This is a genomic window from Salinivibrio sp. VYel1 (genome assembly GCF_009377945.1).
GTDB classification, from domain to species: domain Bacteria; phylum Pseudomonadota; class Gammaproteobacteria; order Enterobacterales; family Vibrionaceae; genus Salinivibrio; species Salinivibrio siamensis.
In genome coordinates this window covers 265,691-291,050 of record NZ_RSAM01000001.1, presented here as the reverse complement: position 1 = coordinate 291,050, position 25,360 = coordinate 265,691, and the positions used below count along the sequence as shown (strand labels likewise).

Annotated in this window: 24 protein-coding genes and 2 pseudogenes; 13 read left to right on the top strand and 13 right to left on the bottom strand. The window is 48.4% G+C overall.

The window, feature by feature from the left end; translation table 11 throughout:
• Positions 1–282: 282 nt before the first annotated feature.
• From EHW58_RS01290 to EHW58_RS01265, 6 genes are all read left to right on the top strand, one after another.
• A complete protein-coding gene (locus tag EHW58_RS01290) occupies positions 283–1,764 on the top strand; it encodes a bifunctional diguanylate cyclase/phosphodiesterase (protein ID WP_152794158.1) in 1,482 nt (493 codons plus the stop codon).
• A gap of 251 nt (positions 1,765–2,015) precedes the next feature.
• Positions 2,016–2,321, top strand: a complete 306-nt coding sequence (locus EHW58_RS01285; RefSeq protein WP_152794156.1) for a PTS sugar transporter subunit IIB — start codon at positions 2,016–2,018, stop codon at positions 2,319–2,321.
• Between the two features lie 9 nt (positions 2,322–2,330).
• Entirely contained in the window at positions 2,331–3,626 is a 1,296-nt protein-coding gene (locus tag EHW58_RS01280) for a PTS sugar transporter subunit IIC (protein WP_152794155.1), read from the top strand.
• Positions 3,626–3,955: a PTS lactose/cellobiose transporter subunit IIA gene (locus tag EHW58_RS01275; RefSeq protein WP_152794153.1), complete on the top strand. Its 330-nt coding sequence runs from the start codon at positions 3,626–3,628 to the stop codon at positions 3,953–3,955. Before EHW58_RS01280 ends, EHW58_RS01275 begins: the two co-directional genes overlap by 1 nt.
• A gap of 74 nt (positions 3,956–4,029) precedes the next feature.
• Positions 4,030–5,028: a LacI family DNA-binding transcriptional regulator gene (locus EHW58_RS01270; protein ID WP_152794151.1), complete on the top strand. Its 999-nt coding sequence runs from the start codon at positions 4,030–4,032 to the stop codon at positions 5,026–5,028.
• A gap of 12 nt (positions 5,029–5,040) precedes the next feature.
• Complete coding sequence (locus tag EHW58_RS01265) at positions 5,041–6,456, top strand: glycoside hydrolase family 1 protein (RefSeq protein WP_152794150.1); 1,416 nt, start codon at positions 5,041–5,043, stop codon at positions 6,454–6,456.
• A gap of 120 nt (positions 6,457–6,576) precedes the next feature.
• Here EHW58_RS01265 and EHW58_RS01260 read toward each other — a convergent pair whose 3' ends face one another.
• From EHW58_RS01260 to cysP, 4 genes are read right to left on the bottom strand one after another with little or no spacing between them, the layout of a single operon-like run.
• Positions 6,577–7,704, bottom strand: coding sequence for a sulfate/molybdate ABC transporter ATP-binding protein (locus tag EHW58_RS01260; protein ID WP_152794148.1), 1,128 nt, complete (start codon positions 7,702–7,704; stop codon positions 6,577–6,579).
• A 27-nt stretch (positions 7,705–7,731) separates the two neighbouring features.
• Positions 7,732–8,616 (bottom strand): sulfate ABC transporter permease subunit CysW, encoded by an 885-nt coding sequence (gene cysW, locus EHW58_RS01255; RefSeq protein ID WP_152794146.1) that lies wholly within the window; start codon positions 8,614–8,616, stop codon positions 7,732–7,734.
• 9 nt (positions 8,617–8,625) lie between these two features.
• Positions 8,626–9,492 (bottom strand): sulfate ABC transporter permease subunit CysT, encoded by an 867-nt coding sequence (gene cysT, locus EHW58_RS01250; RefSeq protein ID WP_152794144.1) that lies wholly within the window; start codon positions 9,490–9,492, stop codon positions 8,626–8,628.
• A 23-nt stretch (positions 9,493–9,515) separates the two neighbouring features.
• The gene (cysP, locus tag EHW58_RS01245) at positions 9,516–10,520 is read right to left on the bottom strand and encodes a thiosulfate ABC transporter substrate-binding protein CysP (protein WP_152794142.1); all 1,005 of its coding nucleotides are present in this window, start codon (positions 10,518–10,520) and stop codon (positions 9,516–9,518) included.
• Between the two features lie 244 nt (positions 10,521–10,764).
• On the opposite strand from cysP, the gene cysM reads away from it, so the two are divergent.
• From cysM to EHW58_RS15980, 3 genes and pseudogenes are all read left to right on the top strand, one after another.
• Positions 10,765–11,658, top strand: coding sequence for a cysteine synthase CysM (cysM, locus tag EHW58_RS01240; RefSeq protein WP_370517819.1), 894 nt, complete (start codon positions 10,765–10,767; stop codon positions 11,656–11,658).
• Positions 11,659–12,017: 359 nt separating this feature from the next.
• A pseudogene (locus EHW58_RS15985) lies at positions 12,018–12,776 on the top strand (PAS domain-containing protein); the annotation flags it as partial.
• Positions 12,777–12,917: 141 nt separating this feature from the next.
• On the top strand, positions 12,918–13,316 hold the full coding sequence (locus EHW58_RS15980; protein WP_370517631.1) for a methyl-accepting chemotaxis protein: 399 nt from the start codon (positions 12,918–12,920) through the stop codon (positions 13,314–13,316).
• A gap of 62 nt (positions 13,317–13,378) precedes the next feature.
• Here EHW58_RS15980 and EHW58_RS01230 read toward each other — a convergent pair whose 3' ends face one another.
• The 8 genes and pseudogenes from EHW58_RS01230 to EHW58_RS01200 all read right to left on the bottom strand — a co-directional run bounded on the left by EHW58_RS01230 (position 13,379) and on the right by EHW58_RS01200 (position 17,934).
• Positions 13,379–13,816 (bottom strand): YeeE/YedE family protein, encoded by a 438-nt coding sequence (locus EHW58_RS01230; protein WP_152794138.1) that lies wholly within the window; start codon positions 13,814–13,816, stop codon positions 13,379–13,381.
• 15 nt (positions 13,817–13,831) lie between these two features.
• Positions 13,832–14,257 carry a YeeE/YedE family protein gene (locus EHW58_RS01225; protein WP_152794137.1) on the bottom strand — a complete coding sequence of 142 codons (426 nt, stop codon included), beginning with the start codon at positions 14,255–14,257 and terminating at the stop codon, positions 13,832–13,834.
• A 139-nt stretch (positions 14,258–14,396) separates the two neighbouring features.
• A pseudogene (locus EHW58_RS01220) lies at positions 14,397–14,669 on the bottom strand (methyl-accepting chemotaxis protein); the annotation flags it as partial.
• Positions 14,633–15,343 (bottom strand): PAS domain-containing protein, encoded by a 711-nt coding sequence (locus EHW58_RS01215; protein WP_370517818.1) that lies wholly within the window; start codon positions 15,341–15,343, stop codon positions 14,633–14,635. The pseudogene EHW58_RS01220 and the gene EHW58_RS01215, both read right to left, overlap by 37 nt.
• Positions 15,340–15,534, bottom strand: coding sequence for a PAS domain S-box protein (locus tag EHW58_RS15975; protein WP_370517630.1), 195 nt, complete (start codon positions 15,532–15,534; stop codon positions 15,340–15,342). Before EHW58_RS15975 ends, EHW58_RS01215 begins: the two co-directional genes overlap by 4 nt.
• 59 nt (positions 15,535–15,593) lie before the next feature.
• Positions 15,594–15,839: a PAS domain S-box protein gene (locus EHW58_RS15925; RefSeq protein ID WP_216644443.1), complete on the bottom strand. Its 246-nt coding sequence runs from the start codon at positions 15,837–15,839 to the stop codon at positions 15,594–15,596.
• 192 nt (positions 15,840–16,031) lie between these two features.
• Entirely contained in the window at positions 16,032–17,732 is a 1,701-nt protein-coding gene (locus EHW58_RS01205) for an FAD-dependent oxidoreductase (protein WP_152794133.1), read from the bottom strand.
• A 10-nt stretch (positions 17,733–17,742) separates the two neighbouring features.
• Positions 17,743–17,934: a DUF2892 domain-containing protein gene (locus tag EHW58_RS01200; RefSeq protein WP_152794131.1), complete on the bottom strand. Its 192-nt coding sequence runs from the start codon at positions 17,932–17,934 to the stop codon at positions 17,743–17,745.
• A 243-nt stretch (positions 17,935–18,177) separates the two neighbouring features.
• Between EHW58_RS01200 and EHW58_RS01195 the strand changes: the two genes are divergently transcribed.
• From EHW58_RS01195 to EHW58_RS01180, 4 genes are all read left to right on the top strand, one after another.
• Positions 18,178–18,471, top strand: coding sequence for a metalloregulator ArsR/SmtB family transcription factor (locus EHW58_RS01195; protein WP_069586674.1), 294 nt, complete (start codon positions 18,178–18,180; stop codon positions 18,469–18,471).
• A gap of 121 nt (positions 18,472–18,592) precedes the next feature.
• Positions 18,593–21,901 (top strand): efflux RND transporter permease subunit, encoded by a 3,309-nt coding sequence (locus EHW58_RS01190; RefSeq protein ID WP_227986260.1) that lies wholly within the window; start codon positions 18,593–18,595, stop codon positions 21,899–21,901.
• Positions 21,898–22,941, top strand: coding sequence for an efflux RND transporter periplasmic adaptor subunit (locus EHW58_RS01185; protein ID WP_152794130.1), 1,044 nt, complete (start codon positions 21,898–21,900; stop codon positions 22,939–22,941). The genes EHW58_RS01190 and EHW58_RS01185 overlap by 4 nt, the downstream gene beginning before the upstream one ends.
• 75 nt (positions 22,942–23,016) lie before the next feature.
• On the top strand, positions 23,017–23,799 hold the full coding sequence (locus EHW58_RS01180) for an ABC transporter substrate-binding protein (protein WP_152794128.1): 783 nt from the start codon (positions 23,017–23,019) through the stop codon (positions 23,797–23,799).
• 149 nt (positions 23,800–23,948) lie between these two features.
• On the opposite strand, the gene EHW58_RS01175 is transcribed toward EHW58_RS01180, so the two are convergent.
• Positions 23,949–25,304: a diguanylate cyclase domain-containing protein gene (locus tag EHW58_RS01175; RefSeq protein WP_152794127.1), complete on the bottom strand. Its 1,356-nt coding sequence runs from the start codon at positions 25,302–25,304 to the stop codon at positions 23,949–23,951.
• Between the last annotated feature and the right edge of the window lie 56 nt (positions 25,305–25,360).

Genomic DNA, 25,360 nt, shown 5'->3' with positions numbered 1-25,360 from the left:
TGTTGGATTGATGCTAGGTAGTCTAACGCCTAATCATTGATGAGATGGCTGATAGAGATGGAAGGCGTTTATCAATTAGTAGGTTGTTTATTGTCGTTTTTTCTAGCGAACAACTAACATTAGACCTAATATGCAGTTACACACTTTAAAAGCGCTGTCTCATTTTTAATAATGGATTGAAAGAGGCCGGTTTTATTGCCGCCTCCTTCACTCTGCGTCACGGTGGGCGTGAGGTAGGGTGTTGCAAAAAGGTTGAATGGACGTCATCGCACGGGAACCACAATGAAAAAAACGAACTACTACGCTCTGAAGCTGGCGTTTATCTATTTCTTTTTTGCGACTTTGTGGATCTTATTCTCCGATCGCGTAGTGACTGCCTTATCAACGAATCTAGAGATGCATGAATTAGCACAAGCATTTAAAGGGCATTTCTTTGTGGTGGTGACATCGATTATGCTCTGGAACCTGGCAAGAAGGAATCACCTAGCGTTAGAGCGAGCGAGTGACATTGATAGTGTCACAGGGTTGCACAGCCCTTCAGTGTTTATGCGTCATGTGGATACCTTGCTTGCCCTACAGGAGCAACAAACCTCGTATGTTTTGGTGATTATCGACATTGATGGGTTTACATCACTCACCAATAAACTCGGGTTTGAACGTACTAATCATCTGCTGTCTGACATGGCTCATGCCATTGAGGTATCAACGCTACTCGATAAACTTACGTCGCGCGTCCACGCAGACCGCTTTGCCTGCCTTATAGCGTTAGGCGGTGCCAGCGATATGGAACTATATATTGATAGGTTGCACCGTGAGTGTCATCGTCATTTGCAACGATACGATCAAAAAGCCACTTGCTCGATAGGGGTGGCGTTATTTGGGCCAGATGGTGACGATGCCGCCACCTTGATGACGGCGGCTACGCGCGCCCTGAATGATGCCAAAAAGCGCAAAGGGGCGATAACGTATCATGATATTCATTTAACTGAGCAAGCTCAAAAGCGTAGGCAGCTCGTTTCCGCACTCAGGGTTGCGATCAATAACAAAGAGATTGAGGTTGTCTTTCAGCCGCAATATCGCTTGGCATCAGGCGAGCTAACCGGCTTAGAAGTATTGGCGAGATGGACCCATGAAACCTATGGTGTGGTGCCACCGAGTACGTTTATCAGGCTTGCCGAAGAGCAGGGTTTTTGCGAAGACCTAACGGCGCTCGTACTCGAAAAAGCTGCCAAGCAGTTACATGATAGCGGTCTGTTGGGAGCTGTCATTCAGCGTGTGTCGGTTAATATTTCTGCGGTTGAGTTTAATAGCGAAAGTGCAATCCGGCGTATTGATGACTACTTGCAATTGAATCCAGAATTCGCGCGTTACCTGTGCCTAGAAATAACCGAAACCGCGGCACTTGATGATATTCTTGAGTGCGCACGAGTGGTTGATACACTCAAACGCCATGGCGTGGCCTTCTCCATTGATGATTTTGGTGTGGGATATACCTCTTTAGGGATGTTTAACCGAATCAACGTCGATGAGATCAAGATTGACCGCAGTTTCATCCAATCGATGGAAACCGACAGTCGTGCCAAAGCGATCACTGCAGGTATTATTGATATTGCCAAACGACTTGACATAAACGTGGTGGCTGAAGGCGTGGAAACAGCCACTCAACTTGCACTATTGAAAGGCTTCGACTGTGAGCATGCACAAGGATATTATCTTGGTTATCCTGCTCCTCTCACGCAACTAACCGTGGCGCTATCGGTTTAGTGTATAGCTTCGCATACAGTGAATAGCACTTTTACTCCGCCTCTCTTTTTATTCTCACTCTGTCCTGAGTTCTTCGAATAATCTTTAACAAAAATTCTTAGCCTATGTGATCAAAACCACAATGGAACGCTTTATGTAACCGGTTTCTGTGATCCTTGTCTTCAACTTTGAAACCGGTTACTGAAACCGATTTCTTTATTGAGTACTTTAGGGTCATCTGTTAACTATCCAGAGTGTCAAGAGGTATCAAAATGGTAAAAATTCTTCTTTGTTGTGCGGCGGGCATGTCAACCAGCATGGTGGTTAAGAAAATGGAACAGGCGGCCCAGAATCAAGGCATAGCGGCAGATATTCAAGCTGTTGGTTTGGATGAATTTGAAAATATGCTTCCGAAATTCGATATCTGCTTGCTGGGGCCACAAGTAAAGTATAAAGAAGCAGACTTCTCGGCAAGTGCAGCTAAACAAGACAAAAAAGTTAAAGTGATTAACACCATGGATTACGGAATGATGAATGGTGAAAAAATCCTCAACGATACATTAGTAGAGCTAGGTTAGGGGGTCGCAATGACGACATTAACGGATAATGTATTCGGATTTATTGAGAACAGAGTGACACCTATTGCCGGTAAAGCGGCGTCACAGCGTCATATTATGGCGATGAGAGATGGGTTCATCTCTGCGATGCCATTTATGATCGTAGGCTCATTTCTACTCATATTTGCGTTCCCGCCTTTTGCTGCAGATTCAGACTGGGCTATTGCACAAATGTGGTTGCAGCTTGCTGAGCAATATCAAGGGCAACTACTCACGCCATTTAACATGACAATGGGCATCATGTCTGTCTATATCACTGCTGCCATCTCTTATAACTTGGCACAAAGTTACAGCATGGAACCATTTATGCCAGCGATGCTGTCATTGATGTCCTTCCTATTGGTATCTGCGCCACTGACTAAAGGAGGACTGCCCGCCGGATATCTCGGAGGTACGGGCATTTTCACGGCAATTCTGGTTTCTCTTTACAGCACAGAGCTGATGTACTTTCTCCAACGGAAAAACATAGGGATCAAAATGCCGGACCAAGTACCTGGAAAAATCAAACAATCTTTTGATCTGTTGATTCCCATACTCTTGGTTGTACTGACCATATATCCTCTCAACTTATATGTTGAAAGTCAGACTGGCATGATCATCCCTGAAGCTATCATGACAGCGTTTAAACCTTTGGTCAGTGCTGCTGATTCGTTGCCGGCTATTCTTTTGGCCGTGCTACTTACACACGTGTTGTGGTTTGCAGGTATCCATGGTGCCGCTATTGTCGGCGGTATGTTGCAAGCTTTTTGGCTCACTAATCTGTCCGCTAATCAAACTGCGCTTGCTGCTGGTGCCCAAATTCCTCACGTGTTTGTGGAGGGTTTTTGGAGCTTCTTTATCGTGCTAGGGGGCTCTGGTGCGACATTAGGTCTGGTGTTTTTGTTTATGCGTAGTCGTGCCGCTCACCTAAAAACGATAGGGAAAATCAGTGTTGTACCCTCGCTATTCAATATCAATGAGCCAGTGATATTCGGTACTCCTTTGATTATGAACCCTACCTTTTTTATCCCATTTATTACAGCCCCACTAGTTAACGCTACGATTGCGTACTTTTGTGTCAAAACGGGGATTGTCGGTGCTGTGATTTCAGTGGTGCCTTGGACTGCACCTGCTCCGATTGGCGCGGCATGGGCAGCAGGTTGGGCAATTAGCTCTTCTTTATTGGTTGTTGTCCTCATGTTTGTGGCGACCGCCATTTATTACCCATTTTTTAAAGTGTATGAAAAACAGCTTTTAGTACAAGAAGCCCAAGGGGAGGAAAACTAATGACATTACCAGCAGATTTTGACCAAGAATCAACGGTGATGGAGCTCATCATCAATGCAGGCTCAGCAAAGTCTTTCGCAATGGAGGCGTTGAGAGCCGCGAAAGCGAGTGACTGGAACGCGGTTGACGAATACCTGTCTCAGTCGTCTGTCGCTTCGAAGCAAGCACATGATGTGCAGACTCAGCTGATTGGGCTCGATCAGGGCGAAGGAAAGGTGCCCGTGAATCTGGTGATGGTGCATGCCCAGGATCATATTATGACCAGCATGTTAGCCAGAGAACTGGTTGAAGAATTAATTGCTATTCACCGCAAACTGGATTCTGTGTAATTAATGTTACAATACTGAAAATCCGAAAGTTTGTAGTTTCGAGGGTATACCCCCTCTCACCTTTAGAGGTACGAATGGCCACAATTAAAGATGTTTGCAAGGCTGCCGGTGTATCTAAGGCAACAGTGTCCCGTGTCATTAATAAGACTGGACAGGTCAAAGAGAGCACCCGAGTGAAAGTTGAGGCAGCTATTGAACAATTGAACTATCGGCCCAGTAGCTTGGCACAAACATTAGCTGCAAGTAGCGGTAATAGTATTGGCCTAGTGCTATCAGACTTTGATGGTAGCTACTTTGGTAGTTTACTTAAGCAAGCATCTGCCAGTGCGACTAGGATGGGTAAGCAACTGATTATTGCTGATGGGAAAAATCAAGCTGAGTTTGAATTACAAGCAGTGAGCTCCCTGGTTGAACAGAAGTGTGATGTGATTGTGCTTTACAGCCGTCAGTTGACGACGCAACAACTTGTCGAGCTTAATCATGAAATATCCACGCCTTTGATTCACGTTGGGCAAGAGCTCCCAGAATCAGCAGGTTATTCAATTGCATTTGATCAAAAGCGCGCGATAGAATCTGCGGCGACCCACCTTATGAGCATTGGTCATCGACACATTGCGTATTTTGGGCCTTGTCCAACAACAAGAACGACCCAAGTTCGGTTAGAGGCTTTTAAAGCGATTACTGAGAAGCAGCCATTTTCTGTGGAAACACAGCATTTGGTGTGTGGCTTTGATGTAAAAGCAGCCTATGAACAAGCGCTGGAACAAATTCCCAAAAATTGGCGTTTCAGTGCCATTGTCGCAGCGAGTGATGATATTGCTATTGGTATTCTACGTGCCTGTCGAGAGAAAGGCGTTGATGTACCTTCAGATGTATCAATCGTGAGTATCGACAATGAAAAAATGACTGAGTTTGTTGTACCACAGCTTACGACAGTTGATATTCCTATCGAACGTATTACGGAAAGAGCGATGGAAGTTGCCCAACAACTTATCGAGGATCAAGTAACTATAAAACCAGAGATTGTTGTGGGTGATTTATTTGTGCGCGATTCGACTAAGCCTCTAGTATAAAAAGATTTTTTTATGAAATTTGCACATGATTTTCTTTTTGGTGCCGCGACGGCTTCTTATCAAATAGAGGGAGCAAAAGATGTCGACGGCAAAGGGCCAACTAACTGGGATGAGTTTGTAAAAATCCCGGGAAAAACCTTTGAAGGAACAACGGGTGAAGTAGCGATTGATCACTACCATCGTTACAAGGAAGATATTAAGTTAATGGCTGAAATGGGACTTGAGTCTTACCGTTTCTCTATTTCTTGGGCAAGAATTATTCCTGATGGTGTAGGTGCTATAAACCCTAAAGGTATTGAGTTTTATAATAATATCATTGATGAGTGTTTAAAATATGGAATAGTTCCTTTTGTAACCCTGTATCACTGGGATCTTCCTCTCTCTTTGGAAAAAGATGGGGGGTGGTTAAATAGAAAAACAATCGATGCTTTTTTGAATTATGCAAATGTTTGCTTTGAGAGCTTTGGAGATCGTGTCAAACATTTCATTACATTCAATGAAACTGTTATTTTTTGTGGGCACGGGTATCTTGCAGGTGCACATCCTCCGGGTATTCATAATGCGCCAGAAAAGTATTTTCAAGCGACGCATCATGTCTTTACTGCGCATGCTAAAGCTGTAATCGCGTATAAAAAGCGTAAACAATATGGAGAAATAGGCTTGAGCCATGTCTTCACACCCGCGTTTTCAGTTGATAATAGTGAAGATAACCTATTTGCAGCTATGCATGCTAATCAGTTTAATCTTAATTGGTTTTATGATCCTATTTTGAAGGGAGAGTATCCAGACTATGTGATGGCATGGCTAGAAACCCAAGGAATTCAACCCAAAATAACGGAAGATGATAGAGAAAGTTTAATAATTTCTGCACCGCTCAATGACTTTATTGGATTAAACTACTATCAGCCTATGCGAGTAGAAAGAATACATACGCCAGGCGATGTTGTTGAGCCGACGCGAGAGAACGCGACAGGAGCTCCAGGTAATCCGAGTTTTGACGGAGTGTATCGAACAGTTGCTATGGATGATAAGCGATATACAAAATGGGGGTGGGAAATATCACCTGATGGCTTTGTGAGTGGCCTACAGCTACTCAAAGAATACTATGGTGATGTTAGAATATATATTACTGAAAATGGTTTAGGGGATGAGGACCCTATTATAGAGGGGGAGGTCTGTGATATCCCGAGGATTCATTTTATTAATGATCACCTAGTGGCTGTTAAAAAAGCGATAGAGATCGGCGTAAATGTCAAAGGTTATTACGCATGGTCGGCAATTGATTTATTGAGCTGGCTCAATGGATTTAAAAAGCAATACGGATTTATCTATGTTGACCATGCTAATGGTTTAGCCAGGAAAAAGAAGGCATCGTACTATTGGTACAAAAAAGTAATAGAAACACGAGGCAGTAATCTTAAGAGCTAGTGCTTTGTCGCTAATCCGGCGGTAGTCCAAACGCGGGTGATTGAGCCCGCGTTTTTTTATCATAAGTTTGCGAATAGATCTGTGTATCTTCGGCTATATTAGCTTTACCTTTTTATACCATTAAATATCATACACCAAGCTATCTTTCGCCAAAAATGGCCAATTAAGGCGTTGTGGCTCCATGTCAGTGCCGTTGAAAAAATATCCGCGGTGCGGCATCGCATACACGGTATCGCCCTTTTGATACGCTGCGGCTTGCCACGCATGATGAGTTAAGGTGGCTTCCCATAGTTGTTCACTTTCCCAGCCTTGTGGGGCGAGTGATACCCGCACCTCGGCACCGACCGGATTGATAGAGACCACACGCATGGGCAGCGAGAGTTGGCTATTGGGTTTATCGGCAAGGGTTAACTCATGGCTGCGGACATATAAACTGCCGGACTGTTGGGTGTGCGTGTTTAGTGTGGGTTGGATAAAGGCATTGCCATTTTGCCAGACACCTTGTTGATAGTGGCCGGAAAAAACATTCACGTTTCCTAAAAAATCAAACACAAAGCGGCTTTTTGGCGCAGCATACAGATCGACTGGGCTATCGACTTGCTCAATTTGCCCATTACTCATCACCACCACGCGATCCGATAGCTCGAGTGCTTCGTCTTGATCATGAGTGACAAACACACTGGTGAATGCCATTTCATCGTGCAGTCGGCGTAACCATTGGCGCAACTCTTTGCGCACTTGGGCATCTAATGCCCCAAACGGCTCATCAAGCAATAAGATTTCCGGCTGTGTCGCTAACGCTCGCGCCAGCGCGATACGTTGCTTTTGCCCGCCTGATAATTGTTCGGGATACCGCTGGCCCAGGTGGCCCAACTGCACGACCTCAAGCAGTTGATTAACCCTTTGTGTCACCGTGGCCGGTGAAGGACGCTCGCGACGCGGCATCACTTGCAAGCCAAAGGCGATGTTCTCTGCCACCGTCATGTGTTTAAACAAGGCATAGTTTTGAAAAACAAACCCGACACGGCGATCTCGCACGTGAACGCGGGTGACATCGCGCTCTCCAAACAGGATCTGGCCGCTGTCACTGCTTTCTAATCCGGCAATAATGCGCAATAAAGTGGTTTTCCCGGATCCTGAGGGGCCAAGCAGCCCCATCATTTCACCTTGCTCAATGGTGAGTGATAACGGCGATAACGCTTGGAATTGGCCAAAGTGTTTGGTGATATCGTTCAGTTGAATGCGCATGGCTTACGGCTCACTCTGGTTCGTTTGTTAGGTTAAGTGGGCAGGCGTTGAAGCACTGCTTTCATCCATCGGCGCGGTACTGGCGTGCACACGATGCTGACGCCATTCCACCAAAGCTTTTAGCGCCAAGGTGGCGAGAGCCATAAAGGCAAGTAATGACGCACAGGCGAACGCCGCTTGGGTTTGGTAGTCCTCATAGAGCAGCTGTACCTGCAAAGGCAGGGTATTGGTTTGACCGCGAATGCTGCCTGACACCACAGCGACCGCCCCAAACTCGCCGATGGCGCGCGCATTAGTCAAAATGACCCCGTAGATGAGGGCCCACTTAATATTGGGCAAGGTGACGCGGCGAAAAAGCTGCCACCATGATGCGCCTAACACCACCGCCGCTTCTTCCTCTGCTTGTCCTTGCTGTTGCATGAGCGGGATCAGCTCGCGGGCGACAAAAGGGCAGGTAACAAAAATAGTGACCAACACAATGCCGGGTAGGGCAAACATCACTTGAAGATCATGCTCAAATAGCCACGCGCCCAGCCAGCCGTTACTGCCATATAGCAGCAAATAGAGTAAGCCTGCGACCACGGGCGACACGGCAAACGGGATATCAATCAAGGTGGTGATCAGTTTTCGCCCCGGAAATTGGAAGCGGGTGACCGCCCATGCCAACATCACGCCAAATACGAGGTTGATGGGCACCGTAAGAACGGCCACCAACAATGTAAGGCCAATCGCGTGGCGGGTATCGGGTGCGAGTAAATGCTGAAAATAACTTGTGATGCCATCGGCGAAGGCAATGGAAAAGATGCTTACCAGTGGCACAACCAACACCAGGGCCACGAGAAGCAGCATAAGCGCGATTAAACTGCGCCTGATCCATGGGGTATCACCGATTCTCACCGTGTTTCTACTCATAAGGTGTCCTTATCGCCCGTGAATGCGCTTTAAGTAGCGACCTTGCCAAAGGTTAATGGCAAATAACAATGACAGGGATGCCATCAAGATCACCGAGGCAATGGCGCTAGCCGCTGGAAAATCAAACTCTTGCAAGCGAACAAAGATCATCAGCGACGTGATCTCGCTGACGTAGGGCATATTGCCAGCAATAAAAATCACCGCGCCGAACTCGCCTAAGCTGCGGGTAAACGATAAGGCCACACCGACTAACAACGCTGGCTTGATGGTCGGTAGAATAATCCGCCAAAATACTGCAGCGTCGCTCGCCCCGAGCACAGTACCGGCCTCTTCTTCCTCTTGGGAAATTTCCTCCAACACGGGTTGGACGGTACGCACCACAAACGGCAAGCTGGTAAACATCATGGCAATCACGATCCCAAGCGGCGTGTAAGCAACTTGGATACCGAGGTTAGCAAGCATACTGCCTATCCAGCCGTTATCGGCGTACAGGGTGGCGAGCGTGACACCGGCAACGGCGGTGGGCAGGGCAAACGGCAAATCAACCAGCGCATCGACCAAGCGTTTGCCCGCAAAGTCGTATCGCACCAGCACCCACGCAAAGAGTAGGCCAATCACACCGTTTAATAATGAGGCAATCAGCGCCGCACCGGCCGTGACTTTATAACTGGCGACAATCCGTGGGTCAGTGATGGCAAACCAGTATTCTTGCCATGTCATTTGGCTGGTCTGCATGATAAGGCCGCTGGCCGGTAACAGCAGGATTAAGCTGATGAACAGCAAAGACACGCCCAAACTGATGCCAAACCCGGGCAGCACGCGCTGCTGACGTGCTGCCCAAGGTGTGGATTGGCGTTGATACGATAGCGATGGCATAGCGTCTCAATACCTAGAAAACATTAACGGCGTTGTAGTTGGTCGAGTTTTCCGCCACTGGCAAAGTGCGTTTTCATGGCCTCGTCCCAACCCCCTGCGATGGCTTCTACGGTCAGCAGTTCGACTTCAGGGAAACGATCGGCATTGTCTTTGACCACGTCAGGGTGATGGACGCGGTAGTTAAAATCGGCCAGTAAGCGTTGTGCTTTTTCGCTGTAAAGGTAAGACAAATACTCGGTCGCCAGCTTGGTAGTGCCGTTGCGTTTGGCGTTGCGCTCGACCACGGCGACGGGGAACTCGGCCAAAATCGAGGTTTTAGGCACCACAATATCGTATTTATCACTGCCATATTGCTGGCGGATATTATTGACCTCTGATTCAAAGGTGACCAGCACATCGCCAATTCCGCGTTCAACAAACGAGGTGGTTGCGCCGCGGCCGCCGGTATCAAACACCGCCACATTGGCGAGAAGCTGTTTCAAAAATTGGTCTTGCTGCTCGGTGTTATCTTTGCCGAATGCCTTTTGTGCATAACCGAGTGCGGCAAGGTAGGTATAACGGGCGTTACCGGAGGTTTTTGGGTTTGGAAAGACAGAGGCTACGTCGTCCTTGGCTAAATCATCCCAATTTTCAATGTTCTTTGGGTTGCCCTTGCGCACCAAAAACGCGGTGGTGGAGTAGTACGGCGAGCTACTGTTGGGGAAATTCTCTTTCCAGTTTTTATCGATCAACTTGCCGCGATCGTACAATACCTGCACATCAGTGACTTGGTTGAAGGTGACCACATCCGCTTGCAGCCCTTGCATGATGGCGCGCGCCTGCGCCGAGGAGCCACCGTGCGACTGCTTAATGGTCACCGACTCTCCGGTTTTTTCTTGCCAGTGCGCTGCAAACAGTGGATTGTAATCAGCAAAAAGCTCACGTGCGATATCGTAAGATGAATTCAAGAGGGTTTGCTCGGCGGCAGATACCGGTGCCGCGCTGGTGGCAAGCAAGGCCGAAAGAGCCAGAGTTTTGAATACCTTCATTGTTAAATCCTTGATGGCCGTTTGTTGCTGTTATCAGCAAAGAAAGTTGGGATAGGTCACAGAATAAAAGCAATTGAAGGGAATAAAAAACAGTTTAAATATAACCATTTTGTATATGTTAGTGAAAAAATGTCTGCGTGTCGTATCAAGCCTCCTTGTAGGATGTGGCGGTAGACAGTGTCTTACGCGGTGTTGAGAGCATCCATCAGGCAGGCAATTCATGAAACATGAAGAGGTAAACAACGTGGCTGATTTCCCCACGCTTGAAGACTATGTGGGTCAGACCCCTTTGGTGCGCTTGCAGCGGTTAGCCGCAGAGACAGGCAGCACTGTTTTAGTTAAACTCGAGGGCAATAATCCGGCCGGTTCGGTGAAAGACAGACCCGCACTCAATATGATCGTGCAGGCAGAAGCGCGGGGTGATATCCAACCCGGCGATACCTTGATTGAAGCGACCAGTGGCAACACAGGGATCGCGCTGGCGATGGCGGCGGCGATTAAAGGTTATCGACTGATTTTAATCATGCCTGAAAACGCCACACAGGAGCGCAAAGATGCCATGCGAGCCTATGGCAGTGAGTTGATCCTCGTCTCTCAAGCCGCGGGGATGGAGGGCGCTCGCGATTTAGCTTTATCCATGCAAACACAGGGCAAGGGCAAAGTGTTGGATCAGTTCAATAACCCGGATAACTGGCGGGCGCATTTAACGGGTACGGGGCCAGAAATTTGGCAACAAAGCCAGCAACAAATCACCCACTTTATTGCCAGCATGGGCACCACAGGTACCATTGTGGGAACCTCAAAGTATCTAAAAACGCAAAATTCTGCGATTAAAACCATTGGTTTACAGCCTACCGAGGGGAGCGCGATCCCTGGTATTCGGCGCTGGCCGGCTGAGTATTTACCGGGTATCTATACCGATGAAAATATTGATGAGGTGATAGATATTTCTGAGCAAGAGGCGAAAGAGACCGCGCGTGCCCTCGCCAGAGAAGAGGGTATTTGTGCAGGTGTTAGCTCGGGTGGTGCCGTGTTTGCTGCCCTGCAAGTCGCCAAAGCCGAACCCGGCTCTGTGGTGGTAGCCATTGTTTGCGATCGCGGCGATCGGTATTTGTCGTCGGGGTTGTTTTCTTCGTAATAGTCAGTCGGCATCTCATTCAATAGTATGAGCGCAATGGATGGCGCAATAAGCATTACACCATTCATTGATACAGTGGCTGCTTTGTTGGACGGTTTGGCAAACTAAGCATACAAAAAATAATTATTCATCCTATTGTTTAGTATAGTTTTTATTATTTACTTACATAATTGACACCTATCATGCTTGTTCATTAAAAAGTCTGACTGGTGTAACCATGGTGATTCGCTATGCTTTTTGGTATGGCGCGAATAGACGTCATTTAACATGTTCTCAAGCGCTCATGTGGATTGGCTAGCCACAGCAGATGAGAAGCGCAAGGAGCAAAAATATGGGCCTAGAGGTAATAGGGAGCCACCATGATGTTTAATCAAACAAAACGCTTGCTTGCCGACAGTGAGAAAAATAGAGAGTATCTAGAGATAGAGCTAGATGCGATTAACGAAAGTGTTGCCACCATTACATTCTCGACAGATGGAACTGTCCTTAATTGCAACCAGTTGCTGTTGGATATTATCGGTTATGAGTCTGAAGAGGTTGTCGGGCAACATCACTCTGCGGTCTGTTTTCCTGAAACCTCGCAGTCTCAAGAATATCGAGATTTTTGGGCGCGGCTCGGTCAGGGTGAAAGACAAAAGGGAGTTGTCCGGCGCCGACATAAAAACGGTAACGAAATTTGGATGGATGCGACCTATTTTCCGGTTAAAGATAAGTCCGGAAAAGTGATTAAAGTCCGCAAAATCGCGTCGGACGTGACGCGGATCCACCAAGAAAAAGCCAAAAAAGAGGCGTTGTTTGTGGCGCTCGACCGTTCCATGGCGGCCATCATTTTTACCCCCCAAGGCAACATTATCCATGCTAACGACAACTTTTTAGCCACAGTGGGATATGAATTAGATGAAATCACGGGGCAACATCATCGCATGTTTTGCGACGCCGATTTTTATGAGAAAAACCCGGATTTCTGGGCAGAGCTAGAAAGTGGACAATTTAAAAGCGGGCAGTATCAACGTCGTGATAAATTTGGCAACGAAATCTGGTTAGAGGCCACCTATAATCCAATATTCGGTGATAGTGGGCGTGTTGAGAAAGTGGTGAAATTTGCTTCAAATATAACCACTAGCGTGCAGAAAAGCCATGCAGTTTCACAAGCTGCTGAACTCGCTCATCACTCTTCAGCCGCGACACTTCAACATGTTGAGGGTGGTAGTGCCTTGCTCAAAGAGGCCGTTGACATTACGAGCCATGTCACAGAAAAAATGCAATCCACGGCAGAGCAGCTCCATCAACTGACTGAGCATGCACAGAGCATTGAAGAGATTGTCACCACCATCAATCAAATTGCCGAACAAACCAACTTACTTGCCCTGAATGCGGCGATTGAAGCAGCACGAGCCGGCGAAATGGGTAGAGGGTTTGCCGTGGTTGCTGACGAGGTGAGAAGTTTAGCCAAACGCACCAGTGAATCGACAACGCAAATCGCAAATGTTGTCGATGAAAATAGAAAATTGACTCAGGGAGTGAGTGAGTCGATGGAAGAAGTCGTCGCAGAATCCGAACAGAGCCGAGAAAAGATTACGTCAGCGGAAGCCGTGATGCGTGATATTTATGCTGGTGCTGAGGAAGTCTCAGATACGGTTCAACGCCTCGCCAATTAGTATGGAAGAATAGCGCCCTACCAAAAGTAGATAATTAGGGCGCATAATCCCTTGCTAGATCTTTAAGCGTTTAATGGGGAGGATGCAGGTGGCCGCTGAAGGTAGGCGACAAAACGAATACTAACGAGCATGCTAACCATAAATAAAGCAATTGGGAGCGACCCTGAGCCAATGGCCGTGATTGCTGGGCCTGGACAAAGTCCAGCGAGTCCCCAGCCGGCGCCAAAGAGTAATGCGCCGCCGACGAGCTTTTTGTCAATCTTTCGCGTTTTAGGCAGGAAAAATTGATCGGCCATTAAGGGTTTTTTCTGCCGACGCACGGCCAAAAAGTAGCCGGGAACAAAAACCAGCAGCGCACCGCCCATCACAAATGCAAGGCTGGGGTCCCACTGGCCGAATACATCTAGAAAGCCAATCACCTTAGACGGGTTGGTCATGCCTGACACCATCATACCCACACCGAAGATAAAGCCTGAGAGTAGAGCAACAAGGCGGAACATAAGCGATAAACGTCCTTAAAGGTGTAAACGAACAAAAACAGTGACAAAGGCAGCACTCATAAAAGTAAGCGTTGCCACAATAGACCGTTTCGACAAGCGACCCATACCACAAATACCATGACCGCTGGTACAGCCGTTTCCGAGCGTTGTTCCTGCCCCGACCAATAATCCTGCGAGTACGGCAACCATAGGTGTTAATCCCGGTGTAAGGCTTGTGTAGTCGGGCAATTCGAAGCCAATGAATGGCATCAAGATACCAGCACTGACCATCCCCAGCAAAAACAACCCTCGCCATTGTGCCTCACGACCGCGTGATGACAACGCGCCTGACACTATACCGCTGATCCCCGCAATGCGACCATTCAAAGCTAATAGTGCCAGACAGGCTGTGCCCACAAGCATGCCACCAACTAAGGCTTCCCATGGAATTTGAAACGTCATGATTTTCCTTTCAGTGAGTCAAAACAGGTTACGATTAAATCAGACACGCAGCATACTGAGGTTTTAATATAAGTCAATACTAATTTAGTTTTTGAGTAAATAAATGGCGCGAGTGTTGGCTCTTGGGCTTCTCGACGTTCTAGCTCTCTATGTCATTCAACAAGGTGGCCAGTTCATCGATGCTTTTCACTGTGCTCTCTACTAATTCACTGATTTGTTTACTCGACTGATGAGAGCTTTGGGCTAACTGACGAACCTCATCGGCGACCACGGCAAAACCACGCCCAACCTCACCCGCGCGAGCAGCCTCTATGGCGGCGTTGAGTGCGAGTAAGTTAGTGCGCTCTGAAATGTTGTTGATGGTATCAATGATTTTCATGACCTCTTGGCTGGACTGAGAGACGGACTGCATTGATGTTTGTGTTTTTGCGACGGTTTTACGCGCGTACTGATATCGATACCGAACATGACATAATTGAGTATGTTGCCGGATAAATCTTTAAGTACACAGATTCTCGCATCAATCGCCAGTTGGTCATGTTGATCATCAAACTCGATCAACGCCGAAGCATGCCCTTGTTTATCAATCGCTTCTTTTAATTCGTGAGTAATTTGATGATAAATAGAACGTGAGGCCTCCTCACATGACTTGTCAATCTGCCCCAGCGCCTCTTCAAATAAGGGGTTCACGGAATCAAGCTTGCCAGTAGCGTCAATCTCCATAATGACGAGCGCGCCGCCAATAGCATCCAGTTTGCGGGTGAAATCTAAATAGGTTTGCTTGACTTGCGTAATATTGGCTTGTACGGATATAAAATGGGTTAGTTGGTTTTGATTATCCCAAACGGGGTTTATCGATAAGGAGATCCAGTAGGGCTCTCCATTTTTATTATAATTCAATATTCCATCATAAAAGGGCTCATAACGAGCTAAATGATTGCGGATATCTTGTATGGTTTGGGGATCAGTATCTTGTCCTTGCAAAACATGCCCAGGCTTTTTCCCTTCCATTTCATTAAATGTATAGCCTGACATATCTTCGAAGCCGCGATTAACGTATACCACTTCACCTTTCGGGTTCGTCACCACTCGGTTTCGTTAGCGACCATGGACAGTAATCGCATTTCTTCTCGTCGTTGTACGGCATTAGTGACATCTTTTACGAATGCGGTATAGAGTGTCCGATTATCAAGACGCACCTTGGACAGTGAGAGTTGTCCCCAGAGACGATGGCCGTCTTTGTGTTCAATCTCAACTTCTCGACTGGTGCCAACAATTTTGTCTTCGCCGGTTTTGCGATTCTTATCGATATACGCATCATGGTTGGATTGAATTTCTAACGTCCGACGATACGATCCTCCCCGCCCTCTCTGTGTCGGTTAACATAACTATCATGATCAGCTTGCAGTTCGGTAGGGATCAGCATTGCCACGTTTTTACCTAGTACCTCGTTCGCGGCGTATCCCCATATATCCTCTGCGGCTTGATTAAAAAAGGTGATGTTATTGTGATGATCAATCGTGACAACGGCGATAATGGCTTGCTCAAATGCTTGTAAGTGAGTGTTAGAGCGACCTAGCATAGTTATCCTCTTGCTCAAAAAGGGAAATGAGACTCATTGGAGTGATGTCGCGACATCATGTACGATTTAATGACTAAAAGCCTTACAACTAATCATGACAATAGTTAAGGTATAAACAAGGTAGGGCAGATTTGCCAATAAACAAAAGCACGAGCGGGTGCTCGTGCTTTTTGACAGGGAGTATCTGAATGGTTAGGCGGTGGCGAATTTGTAGGTGCGATAGCCACCAATCAAGTTGCGGGCTTTAAAGCCATTGTTGACTAACTGGCGGTAGGCGACGTTGCCACGTAAACCGACTTGACAGTAAATCAAGATTTCTTTGTCTTTTGGCAGCTCATTAATGCGTCCGCGCAGCTCGTCGACCGGAATATGCACATCGCCTTCAATGTACTGGCCGTTTTCGCGCTCTGGCGCATTGCGCACATCTAGCAGTACTTGATCATCACGTAGTGTATCTAACTCGTGGTAATGAATTGCTTTTGCGTCACCCTTAATCAGGTTTGTCGCTACAAACGCCGCTTGGTTGATCACATCTTTGGCACTGCCGTAAGGTGGCGCGTAAGTCAACTCTAAGTGTTGAAGCTGCTCGACTGTCATACCAGCACGCTGCGCGACCGCCATGACATCAATGCGTTTATCAATGCCATCTTTGCCTACCGCTTGTGCGCCTAGAATAGCGCCCGTGTCGGGTGCAAATAACATTTTAAACGAGACAATTTCTGCGCCCGGGTAGTAACCCGCATGACTGGCAGCGTGAACATAGACTTTTTGATAATCAATGTTGGCCTGTTTAAGCTGCTTCTCATTTTGGCCCACCGAGGCAACGGCCAGATCGAAAATCTTACAGATGGCGGTGCCTTGTGTGCCAAGATAATGCTCAGTGCTTCCTAGCATGTTGTCAGCGGCCATCCGCCCTTGACGGTTCGCCGGACCTGCCAGTGGCACTAACGTCGGTTTATGGGTCACAAAGTCGATTTCTTCCACTGCATCACCGACTGCGTAAATATCGGGGTCTTGGGTCTGCATGGTGCTGTTGACCACAATGCCGCCTTTTTCACCAATGGCAAGCCCCGCCTGTTGCGCCAGCGTGACTTCAGGCTTAACGCCAACCGCCATGATCAACAATTCAGTATGCAGCGTGTCACCATTATTTAGCGTGAGGTTCAGTGAACCTTCTAGGTGTTGCGGCTCACTCGGCTCGCCGGCATCATCACTGGCGACATGCGTGGTGGGAATAAACTCGGCGGACTCCAGCGCTGTGCCTAGGCGTAAATCCACTCCTTGATCGCGAATGCTCTGGTGGGCAAAGCCGGCCATTTCGCGATCAACTGGCGTCATGACCTGATCGGCCATCTCCAATAGGGTGGTTTTAATCCCGCGTTGATGCAGCGCTTCCATCATCTCAAGGCCAATAAAGCCCCCGCCAACGACAGTCGCATGGCTGGGGTTATTCATATCAATGGTATGCAAAATCGCATCCATATCTGGGATATTGCGGAGCGAGTGGGTCAACGGGTTATCTAAGCCAGGAATGGGCGGCATGATGGGGGCCGCACCTGGGCTTAACAGTAATTTGTCGTAGCTTTCTTGATAATTGCTACCATCGGCACGAGTGACGGTAACAGTTTTGTCCTCGCGATTAATCGCAGTGACCGTACTGTTGATGCGCACGTCTACATTAAAACGGGCGCGAAAACTGTCTGGGGTTTGCAGCAAGAGTTTACTGCGATCGGTAATATCTCCGCCGATATGATAAGGCAAACCACAATTAGCGAACGAGACGTACGGGCCACGTTCGAACATGATAATTTCGGCTTGTTCACTTAAGCGACGGGCGCGAGCGGCGGCAGAGGCGCCACCAGCGACGCCGCCAATAATTACGATTTTGGTCATTATGACTCCATCAAGCGTTGCTTAGTCCAAGTTTTTTCAGGAAAAAGGCAGCCGGACAAATCCCTGTAAACGCACTTTGGATCAGGTTTACGCCAATGAAGACGGTTAGCCAAATAAATTGGCTGTGAACTGTGAGGGTAAGCACGACAGAAAGTAGCACCATCATGCCAGCGGTTACACGTACGCCATTATCAATTGTCATAGCAAGACTCCTTTGCATCCTCTATACGATTCCCCGACAGACCGAACCGCTTTGGCTCGAACGCCTTCAGTGTTTGTCGGCACTGGGATCACTCTAGAAGTTACATTTAGAAAAGTCTAATAATATTTAAACTAAATTAGAATTGACTAAATAAAATGCCGCGCTAAGCTATGAGTATTGGCGAGAGAGGAGTAGGCGATGGCAGAGTCAAGCGTGCGGTTTGAGGCAGAAAGCATACCTGACATGGACATTGTTGCCATGCGTGAGCAAGCGTCTTTGGTGGCGACCATGTTGAAAGTGATGGCCCATCCTGAGCGATTAATTGTGCTGTGCCAGCTTTTGGCCGGAGAGCGCTCCGTGGGGCAATTGCTGCAAGGGTCGTCGCTCAGTCAGTCGGCGTTCTCTCAGCATCTTAGCGTGTTAAAGCGGCATCAACTGGTTAAGGTGCGCAAGTCATCCCAGCAGGTGTTTTATCAGCTCAATGACCCCCATGTCGCGGCGATTATCGCCACCTTGCAGCGGCTCTATTGTGCCTGATGTGTCTGAATCTGAGAGATCAGCACACATTCATTGCCCGTCGATGCGCTAAGTTAATTAACATTCAGCCATTTTACTTATCGTTTTCTTGTCGTTACTGACATCAGCCAAAGGATCGAATATGCGAGATGCCCAGCCACAAGGTCAGCTGATCACCCGAGTAATGAATAGCTTCTTCCCGCCCATCCTCATCGTGCTCGCACTGCTGGTCGGGGCGGCGGCGCTGTGGCTTACACCCAAAGAAGAAGATCCGCAAATCGTGGTACCAATGGCAGATGTGGTGGTACAAGCGCCCGGTTTGAGTGCGCCACAAGTGGCAAAGCAGGTGACGCAGCCGCTCGAGAAAAAACTCAGTCAAATTGATGGGGTGGAGTATGTTTATTCCACCACCCAAGCAGGCTCCGCGTTGGTCACGGTGCGCTTTTACGTGGGTGAAGATCGCGAGGCAGCCTTGGTGAAGCTTTATAACAAGCTGTACGCCAATCAAGATGCGATCCCAGCTGCTGTGAGCGAATGGGCAATCAAGCCGGTGGAAATTGATGATGTGCCGATTGTGATTGCGGCGCTGCGTAGCGACAAACCGGACCAGCTCGACCATTATGCGCTTCGACGCATTGCCGAGCAGGCTACCTTGGATCTTAAAGCCCTTCCCGAAACCAATGCGGTGAAGGTAGTGGGCGGGGTGCCGCGGCAGGTATTGGTCACGCTTGATCCTGCGACTATGGCTAGCTATCAGATCAGCGTGTCTGATCTGACTAATGCCTTTTCGCTAAGCCATCAAAAGCGCGATGTCGGGGATATTCAGCATCAGGGTGAGCGCTATGTATTAAAAACCGGCCAGTGGTATCAAAGCCTTGAGGAGATACGTCATTTAGTGGTGGCGGTGGTGAATGGCAAACCTGTGTACCTGCAGGATGTGGCCGAATTATCCGACGGTGCGCAAGAGTCCACCACAGATACCTGGATCCAATCGACCGATGATAGCCAGCCGCATCCAGCGGTGTTTCTCTCGGTGGCGAAGCAAAAAGGCTCGAACGCGGTGAGTGTGGCCGAGGATGTCACCGCCACGCTCAATCATCTGGTCGCCACGCAATTTCCTGAGGGCGTGAGCGTTGAGGTTATTCGCAATTACGGTCAAACCGCCGATGCCAAAGTAAAAAACTTGGTGTCCAGCCTCGGTATTGCGGTGCTCACCGTGGTGGTCTTTGTTGGTTTGTTCTTAAACTGGCGCAGTGCCTTAGTGGTAGCGATTGCGATCCCAATCAGTTATGGCGCGGCATTAGGGCTGGATTTAGCCTTTGGCTATTCGATTAACCGTGTCACCCTGTTTGCATTAATTTTGGCGTTGGGGCTGATTGTTGATGATCCGATTGCCAGTATCGACAACATTGAACGGCACCTGACTCATGATAATAAGCCGCGTGGACGCACGATTGTGCTGGCGATGTTGGAAATCAAACGCGCATTGATCATGTCGACGGTGGCGATTGTGATTGTATTTACCCCGATGTTTTTTATCACCGGCATGATGGGGCCGTATATGGCGCCCCTTGCATTCAATGTGCCGGTCAGTGTGGTGATCAGTACCTTGGTAGCGTTTTTAGTCACCCCTTGGCTTGCCAAAAAAATTGTCCGCGCTTCCAATAAAGGTGATGACTATCGCATAGAGACCACGCCGCTGTACCGTGCCTACCGACGCGTGTTGCTGCCATTGCTCGAGAGTAATCGTCGCGCCAAAGCGTTTTTATGGCTAGTGGGCGTGTTGTTCGTCATCGCCGCCTTGCTGCCTGCTTTGCGCCTCGTGCCACTCAAACTCTTGCCGTATGACAATAAAAACGAGTTTCAGGTGGTACTGGATTTGCCGGAAACCGCCAATCATGTTGATACCTCCAACGTGCTGCGAGAGATGAACCGTTATCTACACACGCAAGCCGAGGTGGTGTCGGTATCCGGCTTTGCCGGGATCGCCTCACCGATGGATTTTAATGGCATGGTGCGCCATTACTTTACTCGTCATGCGCCTTACCAAGGTGAACTGCGGGTAGTGCTGGTGGATAAGCACCGGCGTACGTTGCAATCACATGGCTTGGTGACACGCATGCGTGATGAGTTAGAAGCCATTGCAGCAAAATATGATGCCGAGGTGCAATTAGTGGAAATGCCACCAGGGCCGCCAGTGCTGGCAACCATTGTCGCGGAAGTGTATGGCTCACCAAGCACGCCGTATTCAACCCTGCAAGCGCAAGCTACGCAGGTGGCCGAGCGATTAAAGCGTGAAGCCTTGGTGTCAGAAGTGAGCACCAGTGTTCAAGGGCCTCTATCGAGCTGGCAGTTTGTCGTAGACCAAGAAAAAGCCGCCTTGTCAGGTGTTGCGGTGGCCGATATTAACCAAGCGCTCAGGGCCGCGAACCAAGGGGTTACACTGGCCCATTTGGCCGACGCCGATGAAATGGATCCTTTGCCCGTGAGGCTGCAACTTGCGCCAGATGCCCGTGATCAGCTTGATGCGCTGCTCGCCCTGCACGTACGCGGTCGGGCTGGAGTGGCTAAACAATCGGTTCAAGGTGCCTTGGTGGATGCGCCGCAGCCGCTGGTCGCGTTGAGTGAACTCGGCCATTTTGAGCGGCAACCGGTTGATCAGCCTATTTATCATAAGAATTTACGCCCCGTCGTGTATGTGTATGCCGAACCCACTGGAAGGGTACCGGGCGAGGTAGTCGCCGATATGATGGCTGATTTTAATCAACCTGAGTCGGACAGTACTCGCCCGCTATCAGCGCGTAGTTATCTAGATAATGGCGCGGGTGATGGTTGGCAAGTTGATGAGGGTATCGAGGTGGTATGGAGTGGTGAAGGAGAGTGGAAGATCACCATTGATGTCTTCCGTGATCTGGGGATTGCCTATGGTGCGGCACTGCTGGGCGTCTTTATAGTGATGCTGATACAAACCGGGCTACCGGCGGTGTCAGGCATTATTATGCTTGCAATTCCACTGACCGTGATTGGCATCATGCCAGGCTTTTGGTTGCTCAATGGTTTGAGCGGTCAGATCAGCGGCTATCCAAATCCGGCGCTGTTCACCGCCACCGCGATGATTGGCATGATTGCACTGGCGGGGATTGTGGTACGCAACTCACTGGTATTGATTGAGTTTATTCAACAGTCACTCGCTCAAGGTATGGCGCTGAGCGAAGCCTTAGTACAAGCGGGCGCGGTGCGAATGCGGCCTATTCTGCTCACCGCCGGCACCACCTTATTGGGGAATGTGATTATCACCCTCGACCCTATTTTCAATGGCTTAGCGTGGGCAATTATTTTCGGTATTGCTGCGTCTACCGTGTTTACCTTGCTGGTTGTGCCTGTGGTGTACAACCTTGCGTATCAACATCACCCGACCCATGGCTTATCAGTAGAAGGAGAGGATGCATGAAGGCAAAAAAAGGCTTACTCGCACTGGTGCTAGGCACTGGGTTATTAACCCTGTTTTTGGTGATGGCTGGGGTGTTTACCTCGAATGTCGCGCCCGTCTCAACACCGACTGAGAGACCGAATGATGTTGAGACGCTGACGCTTAAAGCGGTCGAGCAGCCACAAACCCGCATTTTTTCCGGCCAGTTGGAGGCAAGACAGACGGCAACCTTAGCGGCGCGAATGACCGCAACCGTTGCGGAAGTGCTGGTTGATGTCGGCGACCGCGTTGAGCAAGGGGATGTGTTGCTGCGTTTGGATAATGCCGATCTCAGTGCCAAAGTCCGCCAAGTTCAACAAGCCTTGGCCTCGGCGCAATCGCAATTGAATACCGCGCGCAGTGACTACCGCCGCATGGAGACCTTGTTGGCGAAAAAGCTGGTGCCACAATCTCAATTCGATGAGGCGGAGAATCGCTTAAAAACGGCGCAGTCTGAATACCGTCGTGCCCTTGCTGCGGTGGATGAGGCTGAAACCCAATTTGGCTTTAGTCTGGTGCGAGCGCCGTTTTCAGGGTTGATCACGGATAAAATCATCAACCAAGGGGATACGGCGACACCGGGCGCGGCGCTGCTATCTCTGTATAATCCTGAAAGCATTGAAGCGACGGTCAATGTGGCGGAATCTGCGTTACCCTTTGTCGACATCGGTCAATCGTTGACGGTTACGCTCCCGACCTATGATAAAACCCTGACGGGCGTGGTGCGCACCGTGACACCGGCCGCCGATGCCACGTCACGCAGTTATCGTGTTGCCGTGACACTGCCAAACACGGAGGCGAGTGATACTTTGCTACCAGGAATGTTTGCAAAAGTGACCGTGTCACAAAAAGCCGAGCCAGTACTTTATCTACCGAGCAATGTGTATTATCAAATTGGACAACTTAACTATGTGAAGGTGCTCGATGCGGGTGAGGTGAGCACACGGCTGGTATCGCTCACACAGCAAGGACGCGTACGTAAGGGGTTAAAGCCTGGCGAAGTAGTTATATTGAATCCGTAAAAAATAAGTGATTCAGGTCGCGTTCTCGCAGATATCATCAATACTTAAGGTGAGTTTTCCTAAAAGGAGTTCACTATGAAAATAGCGACACTTTCTGCAACGGCAATCGCCGCGACAGTACTCACTGGCTCCCTACTATCCGGGCCAGCCCTCGCTTTAGAAACATCATCACTCAAAGCCTGTGGGGACGGTGCTGGTTGGCCACCATATACCTTTGAAAAAGGCGGACAAGTGCAAGGGTATGATGTTGACGTCCTTGACGCGATACTCGGCAAAGAAGGGATTGATGTTTCGGTCGAAATGCCTCCTTGGAAACGTTGTGTACTGCAGACGAAAGCGGGCAATTATGATATTGCGCTTAGTGCCTCCTACAGTGAAGAGCGGAACAAAGACTTTATTCTCAGCGAGTATTACTACACACTGCAGCCGAGCTACATCTATTCGACAAATCAGCACCCTAATGGCTTGAATATAAGCTCAGTGGACGATTTAAACGGCCTAAGAATGTGTGGTCTGCTTGGCTATAACTATACCGGCTTTGGTGTTGACGACAGTAAAGTCAGAAAATCAGCAAAAAGCTTTGATCAATTAGTGCAAAAAACAGAAGTAGGCCGCTGTGATGTCTTCTTGGCGCGTTATGAAATATTGGCGGGGTTTAAAGTGGCTAAAGGCACTGATTATCTCGCCGGTGGAATGCAAGCTGAACCTATTCCGGGAAACAGTGGTGATAAGTTCCATATGATGATCTCGCGTGAACATCCAGAAGCCATGGAAATAAAAGCCACGCTTGATGCCGGGTTTGAGTCAATGCGTAACGCCGGTGAATTACAGTCTATTCTCGATACTTATATTAAATAAATGTTTATCAACAATAAAAAAGAGGTGATGCGTCACCTCTTTTTTATTGTTGATAAACATTGTAGTAGAAAGACCAACAGACAGTCGTTTTAATAGTTGGGTGTAAACCCAGTCTATAGCACGAAAAAATGGTTTGCGCTCTCTTTCGATCAACCGATGGCGTTAATGGATAGCCCAGATGTGTTTTTCTCTGATTTTGCTTTGTACATATCTTGATCTGCCGAGGCCATCAGCTCATCTAAATCACGAGGGGACCGATGATTAAAGAGGGCACAGCCAATACTGAGCGATGGGTAGATATGATAGCGTTGCCATCGACATGCGGAGGCCTCGACCGTTTCTTTTAGGCTTTTTAGCACTTTGTTGACATCGCTAGGGTGTACATCTCGCAATACAACAATAAACTCGTCACCGCCCATTCTTGCGATCAAGTCTGATGAGCGGGTGCTTTGGTTTAGCGCTGAGGCTACATGGCTAAGCAATGCATCGCCAGCTTCATGACCGTATGCGTCATTAACCTTCTTAAAATCATTTAAGTCGATATTGAGCAGCGTAAAGGACTCTTTTTTCTCTTGTGTGAGTGAATCAAGTTTTTCGATCGCGAACCGCCGGTTAGGAAGTTGGGTTAACTCGTCGACGAGTGCTTGTTTTTTCGCGATAAGAAAACTGCGATAGAAAAGTAATATCAGGCCATAAATAACGATAAATATGCCCGCGCTGATCACGTAAATCATGATACCTAGGCGCACGATTTCGGGCGAGCGTTTAAGTGTGTATTCGACGGCGAGAGACCATTCGCCGCTAGGTAAAGAAATCGGGACTGTAAAGTCGGCATTGACAGCTGTCGATTGGGAGCCATAAAAGTAAGCCAGTGTTTCACTGTTTTTGATGGCTACATTGGCGCCACTGAGATCGTATAATCCGACTTCACCGAGCATCTTGATATGGTCAATGACAACACTGACTCCTCCCCAGTAGTTCGACGTATCTGTCGGGGAGGAGAAGATAGGAAACCGTGCAATGATCGCTTGACCACCTTGAACGAGGTTAACGGGTCCGGCGATGTAAACGTCGCCAAGATTTCGCGCTTTTAATACCGCACGGTACTGGTCTGGACGAGAGCGAAAGTCTAATCCGATGGCAGCTTGGTTCCCTTCGAGAGGATACACATGACTGATAATATTATCGGGCGCTAAACCCACATTGCGGACATAATCTGCCTTGTCTAGGAGTTTTTGCGCCACACTGTCCCAATTGGCCATGGCGAATTCCGGATCAATGGTGACCACGGTCGCTAAGCTATCAGCGACATAGGTATCGTGATATATCGCCGCCTCAATCCGGGACCGTATCAAGGAGGCTTTACGATTAATGTCCTCTTGCTCTTCTTGGATGACTCGGTTGACGATAGTGTCGCCAATGAGAGCCGTCATGCCTAATGCAGCACCTAGGTACGCGAGCGTGAAAAGGATAAACCAAGTTTTAAGGCGGCGAGGTAAAACCATATTGCTCCAAGCTAAAAAAGGGGAAAAGAACCATTCTCTTCCCCTTAAGCAGATTC

Excerpts from the sequence above, each read along its gene's own strand:
- EHW58_RS01290 (WP_152794158.1), top strand. The coding sequence starts at position 283 with ATGAAAAAAACGAACTACTACGCTCTGAAGCTGGCGTTTATCTATTTC.
- EHW58_RS01285 (WP_152794156.1), top strand. The coding sequence starts at position 2,016 with ATGGTAAAAATTCTTCTTTGTTGTGCGGCGGGCATGTCAACCAGCATG.
- EHW58_RS01280 (WP_152794155.1), top strand. The coding sequence starts at position 2,331 with ATGACGACATTAACGGATAATGTATTCGGATTTATTGAGAACAGAGTG.
- EHW58_RS01275 (WP_152794153.1), top strand. The coding sequence starts at position 3,626 with ATGACATTACCAGCAGATTTTGACCAAGAATCAACGGTGATGGAGCTC.
- EHW58_RS01270 (WP_152794151.1), top strand. The coding sequence starts at position 4,030 with ATGGCCACAATTAAAGATGTTTGCAAGGCTGCCGGTGTATCTAAGGCA.
- EHW58_RS01265 (WP_152794150.1), top strand. The coding sequence starts at position 5,041 with ATGAAATTTGCACATGATTTTCTTTTTGGTGCCGCGACGGCTTCTTAT.
- EHW58_RS01260 (WP_152794148.1), bottom strand. The coding sequence starts at position 7,704 with ATGCGCATTCAACTGAACGATATCACCAAACACTTTGGCCAATTCCAA.
- cysW (WP_152794146.1), bottom strand. The coding sequence starts at position 8,616 with ATGAGTAGAAACACGGTGAGAATCGGTGATACCCCATGGATCAGGCGC.
- cysT (WP_152794144.1), bottom strand. The coding sequence starts at position 9,492 with ATGCCATCGCTATCGTATCAACGCCAATCCACACCTTGGGCAGCACGT.
- cysP (WP_152794142.1), bottom strand. The coding sequence starts at position 10,520 with ATGAAGGTATTCAAAACTCTGGCTCTTTCGGCCTTGCTTGCCACCAGC.
- EHW58_RS15980 (WP_370517631.1), top strand. The coding sequence starts at position 12,918 with ATGCAATCCACGGCAGAGCAGCTCCATCAACTGACTGAGCATGCACAG.
- EHW58_RS01230 (WP_152794138.1), bottom strand. The coding sequence starts at position 13,816 with ATGTTCCGCCTTGTTGCTCTACTCTCAGGCTTTATCTTCGGTGTGGGT.
- EHW58_RS01225 (WP_152794137.1), bottom strand. The coding sequence starts at position 14,257 with ATGACGTTTCAAATTCCATGGGAAGCCTTAGTTGGTGGCATGCTTGTG.
- EHW58_RS15925 (WP_216644443.1), bottom strand. The coding sequence starts at position 15,839 with ATGCTAGGTCGCTCTAACACTCACTTACAAGCATTTGAGCAAGCCATT.
- EHW58_RS01205 (WP_152794133.1), bottom strand. The coding sequence starts at position 17,732 with ATGACCAAAATCGTAATTATTGGCGGCGTCGCTGGTGGCGCCTCTGCC.
- EHW58_RS01200 (WP_152794131.1), bottom strand. The coding sequence starts at position 17,934 with ATGACAATTGATAATGGCGTACGTGTAACCGCTGGCATGATGGTGCTA.
- EHW58_RS01195 (WP_069586674.1), top strand. The coding sequence starts at position 18,178 with ATGGACATTGTTGCCATGCGTGAGCAAGCGTCTTTGGTGGCGACCATG.
- EHW58_RS01190 (WP_227986260.1), top strand. The coding sequence starts at position 18,593 with ATGCGAGATGCCCAGCCACAAGGTCAGCTGATCACCCGAGTAATGAAT.
- EHW58_RS01185 (WP_152794130.1), top strand. The coding sequence starts at position 21,898 with ATGAAGGCAAAAAAAGGCTTACTCGCACTGGTGCTAGGCACTGGGTTA.
- EHW58_RS01180 (WP_152794128.1), top strand. The coding sequence starts at position 23,017 with ATGAAAATAGCGACACTTTCTGCAACGGCAATCGCCGCGACAGTACTC.
- EHW58_RS01175 (WP_152794127.1), bottom strand. The coding sequence starts at position 25,304 with ATGGTTTTACCTCGCCGCCTTAAAACTTGGTTTATCCTTTTCACGCTC.